Here is a 19,467-nt window from a genome sequence, read left to right on the forward strand (position 1 = left end):
GCACCGACGACCGCTCACCGGCTACGCCGTGGCGAAGGCGCCGAGGGTCGCGTTCGGGCGGACGCCGGAGAACGACCGGTGCCAGGTCCGGTAGTACGCGATCTCCTCATCGCTGCGCAGCGCCCAGCCGTGCTCGACCGTCGGGGCCGCCGCGTCCTGCGCGTCCTCCTTGGCCTTCTCCTTCTCCACGAGCTTGGCCAGCACGTCGCCGGCACCGGAGCCGTCGCCGAACTGCTCCTTGCCGCGCCAGATGATGTCGTAGGGCACCATCCCGTCGAAGGCCTCGCGCAGCAGCTGCTTCTCGGTGCGCTCGTGGATCTTGAGCTTCCACTCGGCCGGCAGCGCCAGCATCTCGCGCATCACCGTGGCGTCGAGGAACGGCACCCGCGCCTCGAGGCCGTAGTTCATCGTGGCGCGGTCGCAGCGCTGCAGGTTGAGCTCGTGGAGGCTCTCGATCGAGCGCACCAGCTCGGCCTGCAGGGTGTCCGGGGTCGAGAACTCGTCGCTGTGCACGTACTCGTAGCCGGCGAACAGCTCGTCGGCGCCCTCCCCGGTGAGCACCACCTTGACGTGCTTCACGGCCTCGCGGGCCAGCAGCAGGTTGGGCACCGCGGAGCGCACCAGGGCGGGGTCGAAGTGCTCGATGACCGTGACGGCCTCGTCGAGGGCCTCCTCGAGGTCCTCGGGGGTCGGGACGATCTCGTGGTGCTCGGTGCCCAGGTACTCCGCGACCGCGCGGGCGGCCAGCAGGTCGGCCGAACCCTCGGTGCCGACCGCGAAGGTCGGCAGGCGCTCGCCCTTCTCCTGCGCGACCTTCGCCGCGATCGCCGCGACGATCGCGGAGTCGAGACCGCCGGAGAGGAACACGCCCACCGGGACGTCGCTCATCATGTGGCGGCGGATCGAGTCCGAGAGCACGTCGCGGATGTGGCCGAGGTCCTCCTCGGTCCACTGCTTGTCCGGGGCCAGCCGGGCCGGGCGGACCTCGACCGGCACCGCGTCGGCGAACCGGACCATCGCGCCCTCGGCGATGTCGTGCCCGGCGATGCCCGGCGTCCAGACGTGTCCGGGCGGGAACGCCTCGACGTAGGGCTGGTCCTCGGGATCGAAGGCCCGCAGCTCGCTGGCGAAGATCGTCGTCTCGCCCAGGCGCGCCCAGTAGAGGGGCTTGATGCCGATCGGGTCGCGCGCCACCGCGCCGCGTCCGTCGGTGTGGGCCATCGCCAGCGCGAACATCCCGCGCACCTCGTACAGCGCCGCCGAGCCGTCGCGCAGCACCAGCCGGAACGCCGACTCCGTGTCCGAGTCGGTGGCGAAGCGGACCTCCGAGAGCACGTCCCGGATGTCCTCGTGGTTGTAGATCTCGCCGTTGCCGACCACGTAGGCCGAGTCCGTGTCGTCGGCGATCGGCTGCTTGCCGCCCGTCACATCCATGATCGAGAGACGCTGGTGGCCGAGCCACGCGTTCTCCAGCTGGATCCGGCCGGTGTCGTCAGGTCCTCGGTGGTGGATTCGAGCGAGCATCCGCTCGCATTTCTCGGCATCGATCGAACCGTAGGCAGCGACGATTCCGCACACGTGTGCTCACGCATCCTCGTATCGGGGTCGTTGTCCAGACAACCACGATCCACGCCGTCACGCCCTGTATCGGGGCACGCGTCACGTGGCCTTAACGGTCAAGGCCCGTCAGCGCCAGGCGAACACCGGCTGCTCGAGCCCGTCGACGCGCGTGGTCCGCCCGTGCAGCGCGACCTCGCGGAACTGCAGCAGCACGGCGCCGGTGGGGGCGTGGATGTAGTGACCGACGAGCGGCATCTGCACCACCGGCCGCGGTGACTCCTCGATCGCCAGGTAGCGCGGCTCGACGTCGAGCTCGTCGAACGTGATGTGGAAGAGCTCGGAGACCTCGTCGGGCGAGGGCACGAGGTCGGCGACCGCGCCGGGCCCGGCCATCACCACCGGGGTGATCACGAAGCCGGAGCGGGTCGGGTAGTCGTCGAGCATCCCGAGGACCGCGTCGGGACCGAGGGTGAGCCCGAGCTCCTCGTCCAGCTCACGGAGGGCCGCGGTGACGGTGTCCTCGCCGGGGTCGACCGAGCCGCCGGGCAGCGCGAACTGGCCGGGGTGGTCGCGCAGCTTCGAGGTGCGGCGGGTGAGCAGCACCCCCGGCCCGCGCTCCGGGTCGTCGAGGACGACGACGGCGACGGCCGCGCGGCGCAGGTCGGGGCGCTCGGCGACGCGCCGGTCGTCGCGGTCGTGGCCGCGGACCCGCGCGGCCACCTCGGCCGCGGAGGGAGGCGTCATCCCCAGAAGATGCCGGTCGGATCGGCGTCGATGATGTCGAGCAGCGGGGCGGGCGAGCCGGCCTTCGTCTCGTCCGGGTAGCGGTGCCAGCGTCCACTGGAGTCCGGCCAGAGCAGGATCCAGCGGTCCTCGTCGGGCACCAGGCGCAGCTGGGCGAGGGGCTCGGTGGTCCAGTTGGTGCCCAGCTCGGGGAACACCGGCGCCCGCCGCACCGAGATCGTGATCCGGCCGGCGCGCTCGGTGTACGAGATGCGCAGCGCGTCCCGCTGCGCCTCGGGGACGCGACGGGCGCACCACTGCCGCACGAGAGCGCGGTGTTCGTCGGGGACCTCCACGGGCGTCACTGTGACACGCCCGCCCCGGCGCCCGGGAGTGCCCCGCACCACTGATCGTCCGGCAGCCGACAGCAGGGGCCCGACGACCACCCGGTCCGCGCCGGACGGGCGCGGCCTGCCAGCATGCGCCGTCGAGCAGGGCGGACGAGTCGGGGCTGGCGAGCCGGGACGAGAGGGGCGAGGCGTGAGCGCTGGGACACGCCGCGGGAGGGCTGCGCGGACCGGCGCCTGCGCGGTTCTCGGGATCGGGCTCGTGCTGGGGGCGGCCGCGTGCGGTGGCGGCGCCCCGCAGCCCGGCGTGGCCCCGCCGGCCGCCGCGACCTCCGCAGCACCCGCGACGCCGGACCCTGCCGTGCGCCCCTACTGCGACACCGTCACGCGCGTGCAGGGCGAGCAGGCCGCCCCCGGTGCGGGCCAGGGCGGGGTCCCGACGTCCTCGGCCGCCGCGCGCCAGCAGGTCGCCGACCTCGTCGCCGTCGCCCCGCCCGAGATCGCCGGCGACTGGCGCACCGTGCAGGCGCTGACCGACCAGGCGCTGGCCTCCCTCGCCGGCACCGGCGGCGACCCGTCGCGCATCGACCGCGCGACCCTCGAGCGCCTCCAGGCCGACGCCCAGCCCGCGGTGACCCGCATCCAGGAGGTCACCCAGCAGCGCTGCGGCATCACCTTCCGCCCGGCGCCCTAGCCGCTCCGAGGAGAGGCGCACGCCGGCGCTCCTCCGTCGCGCTCCGTCGGGCACCGTCCTCGACTACGGTGCGCGAGGGTGACCGAGTCCATCAGCCGCTTCCCCGTCGTCGAGCTCGACGAGCTCCCCGACGACCTCCGCGAGCGCGTCGGCGCCATCGCCGAGCGCTCGGGGTTCGTCCCCAACATCTTCCGCGCCCTCGGCCACCGGCCGGCGGAGCTGCGGGCGTTCCTCGACTACCACGACGCGCTCATGGAGCGGGAGTCCCCGCTGTCGAAGGCCGAGCGCGAGCTGGTGATCGTCGCGACGTCCGGCGCCAACCACTGCACCTACTGCGTGGTCGCCCACGGCGCGATCCTGCGCATCCGCAGCAAGGAGCCCGAGCTGGCCGACCACGTCGGGATCAACCCCTACGGCGCGGAGCTCGACCCGCGCCGGCGCGCGATCGTCGACCTGGCGCTGTCGCTGGCCCTCGAGTCGGCCTCGCTCAGCGAGGACGACCTCGACGACGCCCGCGATGCCGGCCTGTCCGACGAGGAGATCTGGGACATCGGGGCGATCACCGCCCTGTTCGCGATGTCCAACCGTCTCGCGCACCTCACCGCGCTGCGTCCCAACGCCGAGTTCTTCGGCATGGGCCGCGAGCCGCGGGGGTAGGCGACCCGCATGAGCACCACGGTCGCAGTACTCGGCACCGGGATCATGGGCGCGGGGATGACCCGCAGCCTGCTCCGCGAGGGCCTCGAGGTCACGGTCTGGAACCGGAGCACCGACAAGGCGAAACCCCTCGCCGACGACGGTGCGCGCGTGGCGGAGACGGCGGCCGACGCGGTCGCCGACGCCGACGTCGTCATCACGATGCTCTTCGACACCGACGCCGTGGCGCAGACGATCGAGCCGGTCCTCCCGCGCTTCCGCGACGGCGCGGTGTGGGTGCAGGCCAGCACGGTGGGCATCGAGGGCACCGACCGGCTCGCCGCCCTCGCGCGCGACGCCGGCGTCGACTACCTCGACGCCCCGATGCTGGGCACCAGGGCGCCGGCCGAGAACGGTCAGCTCGTGGTGCTGGCCTCGGGCCCGTCGTCGCCGCGGGACACGGTGGCGCCGGTGCTCGACGCCATCGGCTCACGCACCCAGTGGGTGAGCGAGACGATCGGCGACGCCAGCAGGCTCAAGCTCGCCATCAACGCCTGGATCGGCGTGATGATCAACGGCATCGCGCAGTCGATCGCGCTCGCCCGCGGGCTGGGGATCGATCCGCAGCAGTTCCTCGCCGCCGTCGACGGCGGCGCGGTGAACGCGCCCTACGTGCAGCTCAAGGGCAAGGCCATGATCGACGGCGAGTACACGCCCTCGTTCGAGCTCGACGGCGTCATCAAGGACACCGACCTGATCACCGCGGCGCTCCGGGAGGCGGGCGTGGACACCACGCTGGCCACCGCCGTCCGGGACCGCCTCGCCGCCGCGTCGTCCGAGGGGCACGGCAGCGAGGACATGGCCGCGGTCGTCCACGCCTACTAGTCCGTCGCGCCTGGGCACGCTCCGGTGGTCGCCTACGCTCCGGGGGTGTTGCGGGCCAGGTCGAGGGCGTACTGCGGCCAGAAGTCGCCGGCCGACGGGGCGCCGCGGCAGTCGCCGTCGGAGTCGCCCGGTTCCTTGACCCAGAGGAACGCCGCGACCTGCGGCGACCCGGTGTCACGGGTGGGCGGGGTGCCCAGTGCACGGCCCGGCGGGTTGCACCAGGTCGGCTGCTCGGACCCGGTGTAGGTGCCGTTGCCGTTGCGGCTGGTGTCGATGACGTAGCGCGCGCCGCCGAGCTGGTCGGAGACCCGGTTGCCGTACGCCTCGACCTGCTCGGTCTCCATGAAGTTGGCGACGTTCAGGGCGAAGCCGGCGGCGTCCGAGACGCCCGCCTTGCGCAGCCCGTCGGCGAGCTTGCCGATGTCGGTGACGAAGCCCGGGTTGCCGGCGTCGATGTAGACCTCGCCGCCCGCGCCCTTGAGCGTGCGCACCGCCTCGGCCAGCAGCTCCTCGCGGCCCTCCTGCTCGCCCTGACCCTCGCAGTTGGTCAGCGTCTGCGGGAGCGCGTCGGGCTCGAGGATCACCACCGAGCGGGTGCCGCCCATGCCGCGGGCGAAGGCGCTCAGCCACTCGCGGTAGGCGCCCTCGTCCCCGGCGCCGCCGCTGGAGTACTGCCCGCAGTCGCGGTTGGGGATGTTGTAGGCCGTGAGGACCGGGGTGCGGCCGGCCGCGCGGGCCTGCGACACCACGCCGGCCACCTCGCCCTCGACGCCGCCGGTCTCGCCGGTCGGCCAGATCGCGACGGGCTGGCGGGCGATCTTCTCCAGCGCCGCCGCCTCGTCGGTGCGTCCCTCGGAGCGCCACTGCTCGATCTGGCGGGCCGCGGCGGACCCCGGGTCCACCCAGAACTCTGAGGCGGCCGGGGCGACCGGCGGGCCGCCCTCGGACCCGCCGTCGCCGGAGTCCCCGCTGCAGGCGGCGACGCCGAGGGCGGTGGCGACGACGGTCACGGCGGCCACCCCGGCCACGAGCCATCCACGACGGGGCCGGCGGGAGCCGGCGCGACGCTCGGCACCGCGGGTCTCGGCACCACGCGGCGTGCCGTCGCGGCGCTCGGCACCGCGCGGCTCGGCACCGCGCGGCTCGATCCGGATGGGCTCGGTGTCGGCTTCCGGCATCCCCGGCATCTTCTCCGGCAACTTCGACACCTCCGCTCCACCGCGTCGTCCGTGCGTCTCACGTGCCACCGTCGTGCCACCCCCGGGCGTGTCGTCCATTCGGACCTAGGCTCCCAGGCCACCCCGTGGCGCCGGTGTGGGGGGAGGCGCCGCCCGTCGCGACCGGCCGCCCGCTCACCCGTCCGCCACCCGAGCAGGGGCCAGGATCGCGACCGTCGAGGCCCCCGGACCGCCGGGAGCGAGCGACGGAGGTCACGATGCGGCCGCCGGGCCGGCCTCCGGTACCTCGATCCAGCGCGCCTGGGACGGCACGCCGCGGTCGTCCACGAGGAAGAGCATGTACCGGCCCGCGGGCGCGATCGTGCGGTCCTCCGGCATGGTCACCGAGACGCCGGTGTCGGTCTTGGTCATGTCCAGCGCGATGGAGCGCTGCCCGACGTCGGTGACGTGCGTCGACGCCATCGGCGCCATGAGGCGCGCGCTGGTGATGCGCGCGGCGTCCGGTGTCGGGACCTCGGCGGTGCGCCCGAGCGCGAGCGTCGTCGGGGCCGCGCCGACCGTCGGCTGTGCGCCGCGGAAGAGGTACGGCGGCGTGTAGATCTCGATGCGCTGCTCGAACGTGCCCGGGATGGTGCCCGCGGCGTCGTCGAACAGGGGGTCCGAGCCGACGACCATGACGCGCCCGTCGGGCAGCAGCATCGACGCCGAGTGGTAGTTCCGGCCCACCTGCGGGTCGGCGGCGTAGTCGAGGGTGTTGGTCTGCGGCCGGTAGAGGCGCGCGTTGTGGTTGTTCGAGTCGCCCTTGCCGCGGTAGTCGCGCGACCCGTTGCTGATCAGCAGCGAGTCGTCCGGCAGCGTCGTCAGGTTCGGGTAGCGCGTGCCCTCGGGCAGCATCGGCCCCGGCGTCCACGTCGGGTTCGGGCTCTTGAGGTCGATCGTGTCGATCCGGGCGCTCGACCGCGGGCTCTCGCCGACGCCGCCGCCGCCGACGACGGCGACCCGCTGGTCCTGCACGGGGCCGACCCAGGCCGAGCCCGCGGTCTCCAGCAGGTCGGGGTCACGCATGCCGGGGATCGGCGAGAAGATGTTGTTCTTGAGGTTCCACATGCCCGGGACGCGGCCGAGCTCCGACGAGCCGTACCCGGCGTTCGCGCCGGAGTAGAACAGCTGGTCCTCGCGCGCGGTCTGGAACAGCGCCGGGTAGGTCGGGAAGTACTGGGTGAGGTCCTTGCGCTCGGTCCACCGCCGGGTCGCGGGGTCGTAGACCTCGTTCTGCCCGTTCAGGATCTCGCCGGTGCCGTCGAGGCCGGAGACCGCGATGACGCTGCCGTCCGCGAGCGGGGTCAGCGTCGGGTACCAGCGCTTGAAGAACATGTCCCCGACGCGCTCGTAGGACTCCGTGAACGGGTTGAACTCGTAGGTCTCCTCGATGCCCTGGTAGTCCTGCTTCTCCATGGTCATCGCCTGGCCGAGGGCGTAGATGTTCTGCCCCTCGGCGGGGGTGAGCCCACCCACCGCGTACTGCTTCGGGCCGACGGCCACGTACTGCGGGCCGGGCGCCACGGCCTCGGCGAAGACGATGGTCTCGCTGGCGGTGACCGTCGCGCCGCGCCGGGTGGCGACCTTGTTCGCCGGCTGCACCGTGAACGAGTGGCCCGCCCGGTAGACGAGCCCCTCGGGCGACCGGAACTCCGTGCCGGCGGGGAACGTGCGCGGCGCCGCGTCCGGGTCCTCGTTCTTGACCGTCACGCCGCCCGCGGCGTTGACCACCGCGCCGTCGAGGCGCTCGTAGCGCTGGGTGCCGCCCGCGATGAGCAGGTTGCCGTTGCCCAGGAACGTGTGGCCGGCGCAGAACATGTCGTCGGGCGTGGGGATGACGCGGCTGCGTCCCGTCGCGGGGTCGTAGATCAGGCTCTTGAAGGTCCCCGCGTTGAACATGTCCTCCTTGTTGCCGGAACCGGCGATGAGGAGGATGCGCCCGGTCGGGAGCACGGCGGCGTGGATCGCGTTGACCTTCTGGTCGTCGGGGAGGTCCACGACGTCCCACTTGCCGAACTGCTCCTTGTACTCCTGGCTGTTGATCAGCTGCTGGTGCCGGAGCTCGGAGATCCATGCCCACGCCGGCGGGACGTTCACGCCGAGCATGACCGCGGGGACGACGACGAGGAGCAGGAAACGCTTGACCCGCCTGGTCAGCCCCTGCTCGATCAACTCGCCTCCGTCCGTCGCCCTTCGATGTCCGGCGGCACCCCTGCGGGTTCCTGCCGGGCGGGACCGGCCACCGCGGCCAGTGCCACCACACGCACGGCGACCGTCGGCGCGTTGACCGAGCCGGTGTCGGGCGCGCGGCTCCCACCGTCTCGTCCGTCGTGTCGCTTTGCCGTTTCGTTACCGATGCTAGACCCCACCGAGACCGGCATCACGGCCTCGGTCCCCTCGGCCTCGAGCTCCGCCGGGGTGGAGAACAGCATCGGCGGGCGCTCGCGACGCGGGCCGGGGCGCGGGGTCCGCTCGGGACCACGGCCCGGCGCGGCGTCCGGACGGGGTGCCGGCGACGGCGGGGTCGGACGGCCGAGCGGGGTCTCGCCCGGGCGTCCGTCGGGCCGCGGGGCGGGGGCGGGGCGGGAGGCGGCGGGACCTGGCCCTGGTGCTCGGCCGCAGGAGCGACGTAGCGGCCGCCGTGCTCGGCGGCGGCGGGACGCTCGCCCGGACGGACCGGCGGGGCCGGGAACGGGCTGGGCGCCGGACGCGGCGTGGGCCGGGGACGCGGTCCCGGAGCGCCACCGGGGGACGTGCTCCCGGCGGGACGGCGGACGGTCCCGGCGGCGGGCCGGCGGGACGCGGGGGACCCTGCGGGGCCTGCGGACCCGGGTGGGGTCCGGGCCGCGGCGGCTGGCCGGGCGGGCCCTGCGGTCCGGGCTGGCCCTGCGGTCCCGGCTGCCCCTGCGGTCCCGGCGGGCCCTGCGGCCCGGGCTGGGGAGCCGGCCCCGGCGAGGGCCGCGATCGCGGCACCGGCGACGGCGTCGGGTCCACGGCGGGGTTGTCGTCGCGGCCGTGACGACGGCCCGGGGTGGGCCGAGCGTCCGGGGTGGGCCGGTCCGGGGTGGGCCGGTCCGGGCGGCCGTCGCGCGGGGCCGGCTTCGGGGCGCCGTCGGTTCCGGCCCGGCGGTCGCGCCCGGCGAGCGAGGCGGTGCGGACCCAGCCGGCGGGCAGGTCGCCCTCGGGGACGGCCCCGGTGCGGTCGGCCTCCCGCGCGCCGACGCCTGCGGGCACGGCCTCCGGGCGCGGCGAGCGGCGGGTGGCGCTGCCGGCCGCGAGCAGGGCGTCGAGCGCGGCGCGCTCGAGGGACTCGGTGGTGATGCCCGAGCGGCCGTCGGGCAGCACCGCGGGGGCGCGGCGTCGATGGCCGGCTGGCGCCCGACGATGCGCTCGACCAGACACAGCACCGGCGGGGCGAGGCAGGCGGCCAGCGCGACGGCGGGCCACAGCAGCACGGCCGGCGTGGCGTAGCCCTGCAGGATCGCGAGCACGATCGCGCCGATGAGCAGCGCCGCCCACTGCAGGTGCCGGCGGAAGGTCAGGATGTGGTCGGCGCTGGACGACAGGCCCTTCGGCGTGACGACGAACCTGGCCGGCAGCCGCAGGATCGTGGCGATCAGGGACGCCGCGAAGATCGGCGCCGCGAAGATCGACATGAGCATGCCCTTGATGCCCGAGGAACCCTCGGGCTCGTAGGGGCTGACGTTGTAGCGGCGGTTGCGCAGGTAGACCCAGAGCTGGAACGCGGTCGCGTCGATGTAGAGCGCCAACCACAGCTGCACCGGCACGACCACGCCCTGGACGCCCAGGGCCAGGAAGAGGCACGCATTGACCGCGCCGAGCACCCAGCCGATGGCCATCGACGGGTAGAACGTCGTGATCAGGATGTAGTGCAGCGCCCGGCCCGGCGACAGGCGCGGCAGCCGGAAGATCATCTCCTTGAGCAGCACCTCGAAGGTGCCGCGCGACCAGCGCATCTGCTGGGAGAAGAAGTCGCCCCAGGACGACGGGCCCTCGCCGACCGCCAGCACGTCGGGGGTGTAGACCGACTTCCAGCGCCGACCGGACGCCGCGTTGCGCCGCGTGTGGAACTTCAGGCCGGTGGCCATGTCCTCGGTGATCGAGTCCGAGAGGCCGCCGACGGCCTGCAGGGCGCTGATCCGGATGGCGTTGTTGGTGCCCACCAGCATCGCGGCGTTGTAGCGGTTGGCCGCGCGCTGGATCAGCGAGTGGAACGGGAACTGCTGCGACTCCGCCGCGCGCGTCACGAACGTCTCGTCGTTGGCGTAGCACTGGGGGCCCACGACGTAGGCGACGTCCGGGTCGCGGAAGTAGCCGAGGATCCGCTCGGCGTAGTTGGGCAGCGGCACGTGGTCGGGGTCCACGGAGAGGAAGACCTCGTACGAGTCGCCGTGCTCGGAGACCCAGGCGTTGTAGTTGCCGTGCTTGGTCTTGGCCTTGAACGCGCCCTTGCGCTGGTTGTACTTGCCGATCCCCTTGCGGGTGAAGTGGTTGACGCCCAGCTCGCGGCACATCGCCTTGACGTCCGGGTCGTCCCCCTCGTCGAGGATCCAGACGTCCAGGATCCCGTCGTACTGGATGCGCAGCGCCGCCTGGAGCGTGCCGCGCACGACGTCGATGGGTTCCTTGCTCGGCACGATCGTCGTGAGGAAGGCGATGCGCTGGTCCGGGCGCGGGGGCACGGGCACCGGGTCGCGGGAGATCACCGAGGCCAGCGACAACGAGAAGACGTTGATCAGCCGCAGGAGCTCCATGAGGCCGATCGAGCCGATGACGATCCAGTTCGCGTAGATCGCGAAGGTGGAGCCGAAGACCGGCGGCCGGTGCGAGGGGTGCAGCAGCCAGAGGAAGAAGAGGGCCTCGAAGGCGAAGTTCAGGCCGGCGACGAGCAGGGACCGGGCGACCCGACCGCGACCGTGCACGGCGTCGACCCCGCGGTAGGCCACCCGGTAGGCGCCTTCGGCGGGGTCGGGCTCGCGGATCGGCCCGGCGAGCTGGGAGAACTCCTGGATGCGACGGCCGACGACGAGTTCGGACTCGTCGACCTCATCCGGGGGTCGCTCGGCAAGAAGGGTCATCGGCCGTTTCGTCTCGATTCTCGCGACACCGAGTGGTCGGTCGTCACGAGCCTCCCGTCGTCGTCACGGCCCCTCACGGGCCCGCGAGGGGCGGTCGCCGCCGACGTGCGGTCCTCCCGTCGGTCGTCTCCTCGCCGGAACCGTTGTGGTCAACGGTCCGGGAAAACGGTAAGGCCATCACCCACCGTGCTCACCCAGGGGGACGTTCTTCGGCCGTCCCGGGCCCCGGCACCCCGCAACATCGCACAACGTTGGCCCGTTCGAGGGAGACCACACCGTCGTCACCCGCAACGACACCCATCCGTGATCGATGACGCACCGTAGTGCCGTCACGACCGACCGGCGCCGCCGGGTGGCAGGTCGTGACGCTGCACCGAGGCCAGTGTGCCGTCGCGGATCTCCGCCGTCATGTAGGTGCAGGCGGGCTCACGACGGCGCTCGGTGGGCGAGCCGGGGTTGAGCAGGCGGACCCCGCCGGGGGTCGTCGAGTCCCACGGGATGTGGCTGTGCCCGAACACGAGGACGTCGACGGGGGTGTCGCCGTCCGGCCCGAACCGGGCGTCGCAGCGGCGCTCGCGACCCGTGGCGGCGCCGGTCTCATGGGTGACCGCCAGGCGCACCCCATCGATCTCGGCCACCGCCGTCTCCGGGAGCCGCGCGCGCAGCGCGTCGCCGTCGTTGTTGCCCCAGCAGGCGACCAGGCACGACGAGCGCTCCTCGAACGCGTCGAGCAGCTCGGGATCCATCCAGTCGCCCGCGTGCACCACGACGTCGGCGGCGTCGAGGGCCTCCCAGACGGGGTCGGGCAGGACCCGTCGGGTCGGTCGGCGCACGGGCAGGTGGGTGTCGCTCGTGATCAGCAGCCTGGTGGTCACCGCGGTCACCGCTGCAGCAGCAGCGCGTGCAGCCCGATGAAGGCCACCGGGGAGTAGGGCAGGACGACGAGGGCGGGGCCGGTGGTGCGCAGCCAGGTGCGGGTGCCGTCGGCGCCGAGGTCCTCGATCCCGTGGTCGAGGGTGAGGGTGACCGGCCCGACGCGGACCCGCCACGACCAGGTGCGGGCCTGCTCGTCGACGGCGAGGACCTCGAAGGGGACGTGCACGAGGCCGGCCGCGCGCACCGTGCCCTCGAGGCCGGGACGCAGCCGGCGCGGTCCCGGTCCGGAGACGGCCACCCCCGAGATCTGGGGCGCCCAGCGCGGCCACCGGTCGAGGTCGGCGTAGCGCTCCCACGCCTGGTCGGCGGGGAGCGGTCCCGTGGCGCGGAGGGTCGTCTGCACGGTCGGGGGCGTACCCGCGACGGGCCTGGACGACGAACACATACTCCGAGTATGGTTTCGACGCACCCTGGTACGTCCATGTACCGCCCCGACTCCGGGAGGCCCCCGTGGCCCTGTCGTCGCTGCCCTCGTCCGTCGCCGCGTCGGTCGGCCGGTCCGTCGCCTCGTCCGTCGCGTCCTCGTCCTTCGGGACGACGCTGCGGTGGGGCGCCACGCACGGGCTCATGCGCGCGGCCATCCGCCGCCAGGTGCGCGCCGGCAACCCGGACGCCCGCCTCCTGCTCGACCCGGTGATGCAGGCCGACCCGTTCCCGCACTACGAGACCCTGCGCGCGTCGTACCCCTTCGCGCCCGGCGCGTTCGCCCGGCTCACCGTCCACCACGACGTGTCGACGGCGGTCCTGCGCAGCGAGGACTTCGGCGTCACCCACCCGACGCAGGTCGTGCCCGCGCCGGCGCGGGCGGCGCTCGCCCTGGCCGGCCCGCCGCGGAACCCGGGCCCGATCGAGCCGCCCTCGATGCTCGCGGTCGACGCGCCGGACCACCCGCGCTACCGCAAGCTGGTCAGCCGGGCCTTCACCGCGCGCCGGGTCGCGGCCCTGCGCGAGCGCACCACCGAGGTCGCCCAGGAGCTCCTCGACGACATGGACCGGGCCGCCCGGGACGCCGACGGCCACACCGTGGACCTCGTCGCGCACTACGCGAGCCTGCTGCCGGTCACCGTGATCAGCGAGATGCTGGGGGTGCCCACCTCGATGCGCGAGCAGTTCCTGAGCTGGGGCGACGGCGCGGCCACCTCGCTCGACATGGGCCTGACCCGGCGGGCGCACGCGAGCATGGAGGCCAACCTCGCGGCGCTGAACGACTGGATGCGCGAGCACCTGCGCCGGCTGCGGCGTGAGCCCGGCGACGACCTGCTCTCGAGCCTCGTCGGCGAGGTCGACGACGACGGCGCGGGCCTGTCCGAGCAGGAGCTGGTGTCCACCGCGCTGCTCGTGCTCGCCGCCGGGTTCGAGACGACGGTGAACCTCATCGGCAACGGCACCGCGCAGCTCTTCGCCCACCCCGAGCAGCGCGAACGGCTCGTCGCGGAGCCCGACCTGTGGCCGAACGCCGTCGACGAGGTCCTGCGCTTCGACCCGCCCGTCGAGCGCACCGCGCGCCGGGCGAAGCGCGACACCGAGGTCGCCGGCACGGCCCTGGCCGAGGGCGACCTCGTCGTGACGGTGCTCGCGGGCGCCAACCGCGACCCGGACGTCTTCGCCGATCCGGGCACCTTCGACGTCGCACGGGCGAACGCGAAGGAGCACCTCGCGTTCTCCAGCGGGCCGCACTTCTGCCTCGGGGCGCAGCTCGCGCGCATGGAGGGCGAGGTCGCGCTGCGCGCCCTCTTCGAGCGCCACCCCCACCTCGCGCCGGCCGGGCCCGCCCGTCGCCGCCCGACGCGCATCCTGCGTGGCTACGCGGAGCTGCCCGTGCGCTTGGAGCCGGCGGTCGCCGCGATCACGTGAAGGCCCTGATCACGTGAAGGCGCTGATCACGTGAAGGCGCTGTGCCCCGTGATCTCGCGCCCGACGATGAGGGTCTGGATCGTCTCGGTGCCCTCGAAGGTGTGGATCGACTCGATGTCGGCCATGTGCCGCATGACGTGGTTGTCCAGCAGGATCCCGTTGCCGCCGAGCATGTCGCGCGCCTCGGCGAGGATCCACCGGGCCTTGCGGGTGTTGTTCATCTTGGCGAGCCCGGCGATCGTCGGCGCGAGGTCGTCGTCCTCGGCGAGCCGCGCGATCTGCATGCAGTAGAGCTGCATCCCGGTCAGCTCCGCGAGCATCTTCACGAGCTTGTCCTGGATGATCTGGTTCGCGGCGAGCGGACGGCCGAACTGCCGGCGCTCCAGGACGTAGCGCAGGGCGGCGTCGTAGCCGGCGGTCGCGTGCCCCAGCGCCATCCACGCGCACGTGCCGCGGGTGGTGGCCAGGACGCGCCCCGTGTCCTTGAAGCTCTCCGCGCCCGGCAGCCGGTCGCGCTCGGGCACCCGCACCCCGTCGAGGCTGACGTCGGCCTGCCACACCGACCGCATCGAGCCCTTGCGCGGGATGACGGTGCCCTCGTAGCCGGGCGTCGTGGTGTCGACGAGGAAGCCGAGGACGGTGTTGGTCTCGGTGTCCCGCGCCCAGACGACCGTCCGCCCGGCGATGCTGCCGTTGCCGATCCAGCGCTTGCGCCCGTCGAGGATCCAGTCGTCGCCGTCCCGGCGGGCGGTGCTCTCCAGCGACACCGAGTCGGAGCCGTGCTCGGGCTCGGTGAGGCCGAAGGCGCCGACGAGGTCCAGGCGGGCCATCGCGGGCAGGAACTCCTGCTTCTGCTCGTCGGAGCCGAGCATCGCGATCGACTTCATCGCGAGCCCCGACTGCACGGCGTGGAACGTCGCGAGGCTGCCGTCGCCGCGGGCGAGCTCCATGGCCACCAGGCCGCAGGTCAACGGGTCGTGCCCCGGACACCCGTAGCCCTCGATGTCGTCGCCGACGATCCCGAGGTCGGGCATCCCGCGGATGACCTCCCACGGCATCTCCGCGGCGTCCCACGCCGCGGGCGCGGCCGGCGACACCACGCGGTCGACGTAGCGGCGGACCGCCATGAACGTCTCCCACTGCGCGTCGTCGAAGCGCCGCCGCACGGAGAAGAAGTCCGTCCCGAGGGCCTCGGTGAGCGGTGCGTCGCTGTCGACCGGCATCGCGGATCATCCCCTCGTCGGGGCGGTCGGCCCGCCCGCTCCTGACGGCGGTTCCCCGTGGGCGGGGTCACCACGCCCCGGAGCGCAGGATGACGCCATGACCGCACCCGCCGAGACCGATCCGGCGCGGGTCGTCCGCGCCTTCCTCGCCGACCTCGAGCGCCTCGACGTCGACGCCGCCTGTGCCCGCCTGCACCCCGACGTGGTCTACGAGAACGTGTCGCTGCCCCCGGCACGCGGACGCGACGCCGCCCGCCGCGTGCTCGGCCTGCTCACGAGCCGCGCCACCGGCTTCCGCGCGGAGAACCACCGGGTGGTCGCCGACGGACCGGTGGTGCTCACCGAGCGGACCGACACCATCGAGATCGGGCGGCTGCGCACGTCGTTCTGGGTGTGCGGCACGTTCGAGGTGCACGACGGCGTGATCACGCTGTGGCGCGACTACTTCGACTGGGCCGCGGTCACCGGCGCGCTGCTCGCGGGGACGGGCCGTGCCCTGGTGTCCCTGCTGCCGGGGCGGCGCTGACACCCGTCGGTGTGCTCGCCCTGGGTCACCACCTCCGGCCGACGTCGACGGCACGCCCGGACGGGTGCATCCGCACGGCGTCCGTTCGCGCTAACGTCCGCCGGCGACCAGCACGTTCAGCACCGAGCGGAGGATCGTCATGGCGGGCAAGTTCGAGGTGTACGAGGACAAGGCCGGGAAGTTCCGGTTCCGTCTCAAGGCCAGCAACGGCCAGATCGTCGCGTCCGGCGAGGCCTACGAGACCAAGGCCGCCGCCAAGAAGGGCTGCGAGTCGGTCCAGAAGGCCGCCACCGGCGCGCCCATCGAGGAGAGCGCCTGAGCCGTCGGCCGTCGACCCGGGGCCGGACCACCCGTCCGGGTGGTCCGGCCGTGTCACGCTCCCCGGTCGTCGGATAGCCTGGACACACAGCGAGACGGTTGACAGTCCGACGCAGCCAGGAGGGGCGATCCGCTCCTCCGACCCGAGCCGGGTCGGTCCCCTGTCCTCCGTCATTCGCGCGGCCCGCACGACCTGCGGCCGCGCGGTCCACGGCCGGGCCACGCTGGACGTTCGTCCACCCCGTCCGTGGTCGTGCTCCGGGGGGAGTGGATGGACGGACAGGCACACCGCACCGACGGTGAGCGACGCGACGCGGGCGAGTACCTCGTCGTGGTGGTCGATCGCACCGGGCGGTTCCGCGACGCGTACGGGCCCTACGGCCTGACGGCGGCCCACCACGAGGCCGAACGGCGGCGACACGCCCTGATCGGCGCCGGCGAGTACGCCGCCGACGTGCGGATCGCCCGCCACCACCCGGTGGCGATCCCGCGACCGCGGGGCCACTGGCGTCTCGGCGAGCCCTGAGCGCCCCGGCGCTCGACTCCACGCCCGGACCACCGTCCTCGTTCCGTGGTCTGCTCAGCCGGCGCGCGGCGGGAGTGGGCACGGCCTGAGCCGGGGAATCCGTCGAGACCCTCTCGACGGGAGCATCCGCGATGACCAGTACCGACACGTCCGACCGGTCCACGGAACCGACCCCGGACCCGGCGGAGCGCAACGCGTTCTTCCCCTCGCCGTACTCGCTGGGCCAGTACGTGCCGCCACGAACGGACTTCGACGGCGTCGACCACCCGAACGGCTACACGGGCGGGCGCTGGAAGGTGCTCGTGATCGGCGTCGACGAGCGCTACCTGCCGATGCAGAACGGACGCCTGTTCTCCACCGGCAATCATCCGGTGGAGACCCTGCTGCCGATGATGCATCTGCACGAGACCGGGTTCGGGATCGACGTCGCCACCGTCTCGGGCAACCCGGTGAAGTTCGAGCACTGGGCCATGCCCGCCGACGACAAGGCCGTGGACGAGGCCTACGACACGTTCGCCCCGCAGTTCCGGGACCCGCTCGCCCTCGCCGACGTCGTCGAGGGCCTCGGACCGGACTCGGACTACCTCGCGGTGTTCGTCCCCGGCGGTCACGGCGCGATGATCGGTCTCGCCGGGAGTGACCATGTGCGGACGGTCCTGGACTGGACCCTGACCGATGACCGCTTCGTCATCTCCTTGTGCCACGGGCCCGCCGCGCTGGTGGCCGCCGGCCGCGACCGCGAGCGTTCCCCGTTCGAGGGCTACCGGGTGTGCGTGTTCCCCGACGACCTCGACACCGGCGCCAACCTCGACATCGGCTACATCCCCGGGCCCATGCCGTGGCTCGCGGCCACCCGTCTGCGGGAGCAGGGCGTCGTGGTCACCAACGAGGACATGGCCGGTCACGTGCTCCGGGACCGACGGTTGCTGACGGGGGACAGCCCCCTGGCCGCGAACGGGCTGGGTCGAATCGCCGCGAGCACCCTGCTCGAGCACGTGCAGGAGCACGATCGGCGCTGATCCGGCGTCGGGCCGCTCGCCGACACGAGGGCGCCGACACGAGCACGGCTGCCGGCCGCGCGACGGCGCCGGTCACGGGGACAGCCCCGTGACCGGCGTCGATGGCGCTGGGGAGCGTCAGGCGATGTGGCGGCCGCTGATGGCGCGGGCGATGACGAGCTGCTGGATCTGCTCGGTGCCCTCGAAGATGTCGTAGATCTTCGAGTCGCGGTGCATCCGCTCGACGGGGTGCTCGCGGGAGTAGCCGGCGCCGCCGAGGATCTGGATCGCGCGCTCGGTGGCCCAGACCGCGACGCGGCCGGCCTTGAGCTTCGACATCGATCCCTCGCCGGCCTCGAAGGCCACGCCGTTGCGACCCATCCAGGCGGCGCGCCAGACGAGCATGCGGGCCGCGTCGATCTCGGTCTTCATGTCCGCGAGCGTGAACGCGATCGACTGGTTGTCGATGATCGGGCGGCCGAACGTCTCGCGGGTCTTCGCGTACTCGAGGGCGTACTCGTAGGCGGCCCGGGCGATCCCGATCGCCTGCGACCCGACCGTCGGGCGCGAGAGCTCGAAGGTCTGCATGGCCGACGAGCCCTTGGACTTCACGCCCTCGCGGGCGCGGGCGAGGCGCTCGTCGAGCTTCTCCTTGCCGCCGAGCAGGCAGGACCCGGGCACCGTGACGTCGTCGAGGAAGACGTCCGCGGTGTGCGACGCGCGCAGGCCCATCTTCTTGATCTTGCGAGTGGACTCGAGGCCCGGGGTGTTCGGCGGGATCACGAACGCCGCCTGGCCGCGCGAGCCCAGCGACGAGTCGACGACGGCCTGCACGACGTGGATGTTGGCGATGCCGCCGTTGGTCGCCCACGCCTTGGCGCCGGTGAGCGTCCACTCGTCCTTGGCCTCGTCGTACACCGCACGGGTGCGCATCGCCGAGACGTCCGAGCCCGACTCGGGCTCCGAGGAGCAGAACGCCGCCACCTTCACGTCGGCGGCGTCGCCGTAGCACTGGGGGATCCACTCGACCATCTGCTCGGGCGTGCCCGAGGAGAAGATGCCGGCGACGGCGAGGGTGGTGCCGAAGATGGCCATCCCGATGCCGCCGTCGCCCCAGAACAGCTCCTCGTTGACGAGCGGCAGGCTCAGGCCCGTCTCGTCACCCCAGAAGCTGGCCAGGGTCTCGAAGTTGTACAGCTCGATCTTGGCGGCCTCCTGCAGGACCGGCCAGGGGGTCTCCTCGCGCTCGTCCCACTCGGCGGCGGCCGGGCGGATCACCTCGGCGGCGAACCCGTGGGCCCAGTCGCGGAGATCGTTGTGCTCCTCGGAGAGCTCCATGGAGAAGGTCATCGCTGGACTCCTGTCACGCCGAGGGGATCGTGAACATCTTCTGCAGCGCCGTCGCGAACCCGACGTCGCCCGACACCTTGAGCTTGCGCGTCATGAACAGCGTGATCGGCGACGCGTTGTTCGTGACCACCTTGAGGAACTGCACGCCGTCCATCGAGAGCTCGGTGCGCGGCTCCTCGGAGAGCTCCTCGGACACCTCGCAGGTGCCGTGCTGCATCGCCGTCTGGTAGCTGTCGTCACCCCCACCGGGGGCGCCCGTGACGTGCCAGTGCACGACCTGGCGCTTCGCGCTCGACCCCTTGGAGGAGTAGAACTCGGCCATCCTGCCGAAGATGGCGTCGAGGACGGGCCGCCGCACCTCCGAGGACATGACGGCCTCGAGCTGGCCCTTGCCCGTGCTCTTCACCAGCCGCGCGAACAGGGAGGGGTCGATGTCCTTCGCGCCCCCGCCGGCCAGGCCGTCCCGCAGGGAGCCCACCAGCTCTTCCTCGGAGAGGGACTTGGGGTCGACACTGCGCCCCAGCTCGTTGACGTCGATCTTCTCGGGCACGGTCGACTCCGGCATCGTCGCGGGT

19 protein-coding genes are annotated in these 19,467 nt (G+C 73.1%); 8 read left to right on the forward strand and 11 right to left on the reverse strand.

The features are described 5' to 3' along the window. Window positions 1-21: 21 nt before the first annotated feature. The 3 genes from asnB to ACQPYN_RS31645 all read right to left on the reverse strand — a co-directional run bounded on the left by asnB (window position 22) and on the right by ACQPYN_RS31645 (window position 2,639). On the reverse strand, window positions 22-1,578 hold the full coding sequence (gene asnB, locus ACQPYN_RS31635; protein WP_433031510.1) for an asparagine synthase (glutamine-hydrolyzing): 1,557 nt from the start codon (window positions 1,576-1,578) through the stop codon (window positions 22-24). A 108-nt stretch (window positions 1,579-1,686) separates the two neighbouring features. After that, a complete protein-coding gene (locus ACQPYN_RS31640) occupies window positions 1,687-2,304 on the reverse strand; it encodes an NUDIX hydrolase (RefSeq protein ID WP_328303957.1) in 618 nt (205 codons plus the stop codon). Continuing rightward, window positions 2,301-2,639, reverse strand: a complete 339-nt coding sequence (locus ACQPYN_RS31645) for a DUF3024 domain-containing protein (RefSeq protein WP_433031514.1) — start codon at window positions 2,637-2,639, stop codon at window positions 2,301-2,303. Before ACQPYN_RS31645 ends, ACQPYN_RS31640 begins: the two co-directional genes overlap by 4 nt. 184 nt (window positions 2,640-2,823) lie before the next feature. On the opposite strand from ACQPYN_RS31645, the gene ACQPYN_RS31650 reads away from it, so the two are divergent. The 3 genes from ACQPYN_RS31650 to ACQPYN_RS31660 all read left to right on the forward strand — a co-directional run bounded on the left by ACQPYN_RS31650 (window position 2,824) and on the right by ACQPYN_RS31660 (window position 4,845). Beyond that, the gene (locus tag ACQPYN_RS31650) at window positions 2,824-3,324 is read left to right on the forward strand and encodes a hypothetical protein (RefSeq protein ID WP_433031517.1); all 501 of its coding nucleotides are present in this window, start codon (window positions 2,824-2,826) and stop codon (window positions 3,322-3,324) included. Between the two features lie 78 nt (window positions 3,325-3,402). Then, window positions 3,403-3,981: a peroxidase-related enzyme gene (locus ACQPYN_RS31655; protein ID WP_433031520.1), complete on the forward strand. Its 579-nt coding sequence runs from the start codon at window positions 3,403-3,405 to the stop codon at window positions 3,979-3,981. A 9-nt stretch (window positions 3,982-3,990) separates the two neighbouring features. After that, entirely contained in the window at window positions 3,991-4,845 is an 855-nt protein-coding gene (locus ACQPYN_RS31660) for an NAD(P)-dependent oxidoreductase (RefSeq protein WP_433031523.1), read from the forward strand. 32 nt (window positions 4,846-4,877) lie between these two features. On the opposite strand, the gene ACQPYN_RS31665 is transcribed toward ACQPYN_RS31660, so the two are convergent. From ACQPYN_RS31665 to ACQPYN_RS31685, 5 genes are all read right to left on the reverse strand, one after another. Then, a complete protein-coding gene (locus ACQPYN_RS31665; RefSeq protein WP_433031526.1) occupies window positions 4,878-6,053 on the reverse strand; it encodes a glycoside hydrolase family 6 protein in 1,176 nt (391 codons plus the stop codon). A gap of 222 nt (window positions 6,054-6,275) precedes the next feature. After that, window positions 6,276-8,234 carry a galactose oxidase-like domain-containing protein gene (locus tag ACQPYN_RS31670; protein ID WP_433031528.1) on the reverse strand — a complete coding sequence of 653 codons (1,959 nt, stop codon included), beginning with the start codon at window positions 8,232-8,234 and terminating at the stop codon, window positions 6,276-6,278. After that, complete coding sequence (locus ACQPYN_RS31675) at window positions 8,231-11,161, reverse strand: glycosyltransferase family 2 protein (protein WP_433031531.1); 2,931 nt, start codon at window positions 11,159-11,161, stop codon at window positions 8,231-8,233. Before ACQPYN_RS31675 ends, ACQPYN_RS31670 begins: the two co-directional genes overlap by 4 nt. Window positions 11,162-11,490: 329 nt before the next feature. After that, window positions 11,491-12,036 (reverse strand): metallophosphoesterase family protein, encoded by a 546-nt coding sequence (locus ACQPYN_RS31680; RefSeq protein ID WP_433031534.1) that lies wholly within the window; start codon window positions 12,034-12,036, stop codon window positions 11,491-11,493. A 5-nt stretch (window positions 12,037-12,041) separates the two neighbouring features. Further along, window positions 12,042-12,440: an SRPBCC family protein gene (locus tag ACQPYN_RS31685; protein ID WP_433031537.1), complete on the reverse strand. Its 399-nt coding sequence runs from the start codon at window positions 12,438-12,440 to the stop codon at window positions 12,042-12,044. 107 nt (window positions 12,441-12,547) lie between these two features. On the opposite strand from ACQPYN_RS31685, the gene ACQPYN_RS31690 reads away from it, so the two are divergent. After that, the gene (locus ACQPYN_RS31690; protein ID WP_433031540.1) at window positions 12,548-13,951 is read left to right on the forward strand and encodes a cytochrome P450; all 1,404 of its coding nucleotides are present in this window, start codon (window positions 12,548-12,550) and stop codon (window positions 13,949-13,951) included. Between the two features lie 26 nt (window positions 13,952-13,977). Here the strand turns inward: ACQPYN_RS31690 and ACQPYN_RS31695 are convergent, their stop codons facing one another. Continuing rightward, window positions 13,978-15,174: an acyl-CoA dehydrogenase family protein gene (locus ACQPYN_RS31695; protein ID WP_433031543.1), complete on the reverse strand. Its 1,197-nt coding sequence runs from the start codon at window positions 15,172-15,174 to the stop codon at window positions 13,978-13,980. A 97-nt stretch (window positions 15,175-15,271) separates the two neighbouring features. Here ACQPYN_RS31695 and ACQPYN_RS31700 point away from each other — a divergent pair, with 97 nt between their 5' ends. The 4 genes from ACQPYN_RS31700 to hchA all read left to right on the forward strand — a co-directional run bounded on the left by ACQPYN_RS31700 (window position 15,272) and on the right by hchA (window position 17,563). Continuing rightward, window positions 15,272-15,700 carry a limonene-1,2-epoxide hydrolase family protein gene (locus tag ACQPYN_RS31700; protein WP_433031546.1) on the forward strand — a complete coding sequence of 143 codons (429 nt, stop codon included), beginning with the start codon at window positions 15,272-15,274 and terminating at the stop codon, window positions 15,698-15,700. A 139-nt stretch (window positions 15,701-15,839) separates the two neighbouring features. Next, window positions 15,840-16,019: a YegP family protein gene (locus ACQPYN_RS31705; RefSeq protein WP_274197748.1), complete on the forward strand. Its 180-nt coding sequence runs from the start codon at window positions 15,840-15,842 to the stop codon at window positions 16,017-16,019. 270 nt (window positions 16,020-16,289) lie between these two features. Next, the gene (locus ACQPYN_RS31710) at window positions 16,290-16,544 is read left to right on the forward strand and encodes a hypothetical protein (protein ID WP_274197747.1); all 255 of its coding nucleotides are present in this window, start codon (window positions 16,290-16,292) and stop codon (window positions 16,542-16,544) included. A gap of 131 nt (window positions 16,545-16,675) precedes the next feature. Beyond that, window positions 16,676-17,563, forward strand: coding sequence for a glyoxalase III HchA (gene hchA, locus ACQPYN_RS31715; protein ID WP_433031551.1), 888 nt, complete (start codon window positions 16,676-16,678; stop codon window positions 17,561-17,563). Window positions 17,564-17,680: 117 nt separating this feature from the next. Here hchA and ACQPYN_RS31720 read toward each other — a convergent pair whose 3' ends face one another. Both ACQPYN_RS31720 and ACQPYN_RS31725 read right to left on the reverse strand, forming a co-directional pair. Further along, a complete protein-coding gene (locus ACQPYN_RS31720; RefSeq protein WP_433031554.1) occupies window positions 17,681-18,892 on the reverse strand; it encodes an acyl-CoA dehydrogenase family protein in 1,212 nt (403 codons plus the stop codon). Window positions 18,893-18,905: 13 nt separating this feature from the next. Further along, window positions 18,906-19,457: an SCP2 sterol-binding domain-containing protein gene (locus ACQPYN_RS31725; protein WP_433031557.1), complete on the reverse strand. Its 552-nt coding sequence runs from the start codon at window positions 19,455-19,457 to the stop codon at window positions 18,906-18,908. Window positions 19,458-19,467 lie beyond the last annotated feature (10 nt).

This window comes from Actinomycetospora sp. CA-053990, from assembly GCF_050948445.1.
GTDB lineage: Bacteria > Actinomycetota > Actinomycetes > Mycobacteriales > Pseudonocardiaceae > Actinomycetospora > Actinomycetospora callitridis.

What these genes read in the sequence shown, in the direction of transcription:
- ACQPYN_RS31640 (WP_328303957.1), bottom strand. Translation starts at nt 2,304, where the DNA reads ATGACGCCTCCCTCCGCGGCCGAGGTGGCCGCGCGGGTCCGCGGCCAC.
- ACQPYN_RS31660 (WP_433031523.1), top strand. Translation starts at nt 3,991, where the DNA reads ATGAGCACCACGGTCGCAGTACTCGGCACCGGGATCATGGGCGCGGGG.
- ACQPYN_RS31675 (WP_433031531.1), bottom strand. Translation starts at nt 11,161, where the DNA reads ATGACCCTTCTTGCCGAGCGACCCCCGGATGAGGTCGACGAGTCCGAA.
- ACQPYN_RS31695 (WP_433031543.1), bottom strand. Translation starts at nt 15,174, where the DNA reads ATGCCGGTCGACAGCGACGCACCGCTCACCGAGGCCCTCGGGACGGAC.
- ACQPYN_RS31700 (WP_433031546.1), top strand. Translation starts at nt 15,272, where the DNA reads ATGACCGCACCCGCCGAGACCGATCCGGCGCGGGTCGTCCGCGCCTTC.
- ACQPYN_RS31705 (WP_274197748.1), top strand. Translation starts at nt 15,840, where the DNA reads ATGGCGGGCAAGTTCGAGGTGTACGAGGACAAGGCCGGGAAGTTCCGG.
- ACQPYN_RS31710 (WP_274197747.1), top strand. Translation starts at nt 16,290, where the DNA reads ATGGACGGACAGGCACACCGCACCGACGGTGAGCGACGCGACGCGGGC.
- hchA (WP_433031551.1), top strand. Translation starts at nt 16,676, where the DNA reads ATGACCAGTACCGACACGTCCGACCGGTCCACGGAACCGACCCCGGAC.
- ACQPYN_RS31720 (WP_433031554.1), bottom strand. Translation starts at nt 18,892, where the DNA reads ATGACCTTCTCCATGGAGCTCTCCGAGGAGCACAACGATCTCCGCGAC.
- ACQPYN_RS31725 (WP_433031557.1), bottom strand. Translation starts at nt 19,457, where the DNA reads ATGCCGGAGTCGACCGTGCCCGAGAAGATCGACGTCAACGAGCTGGGG.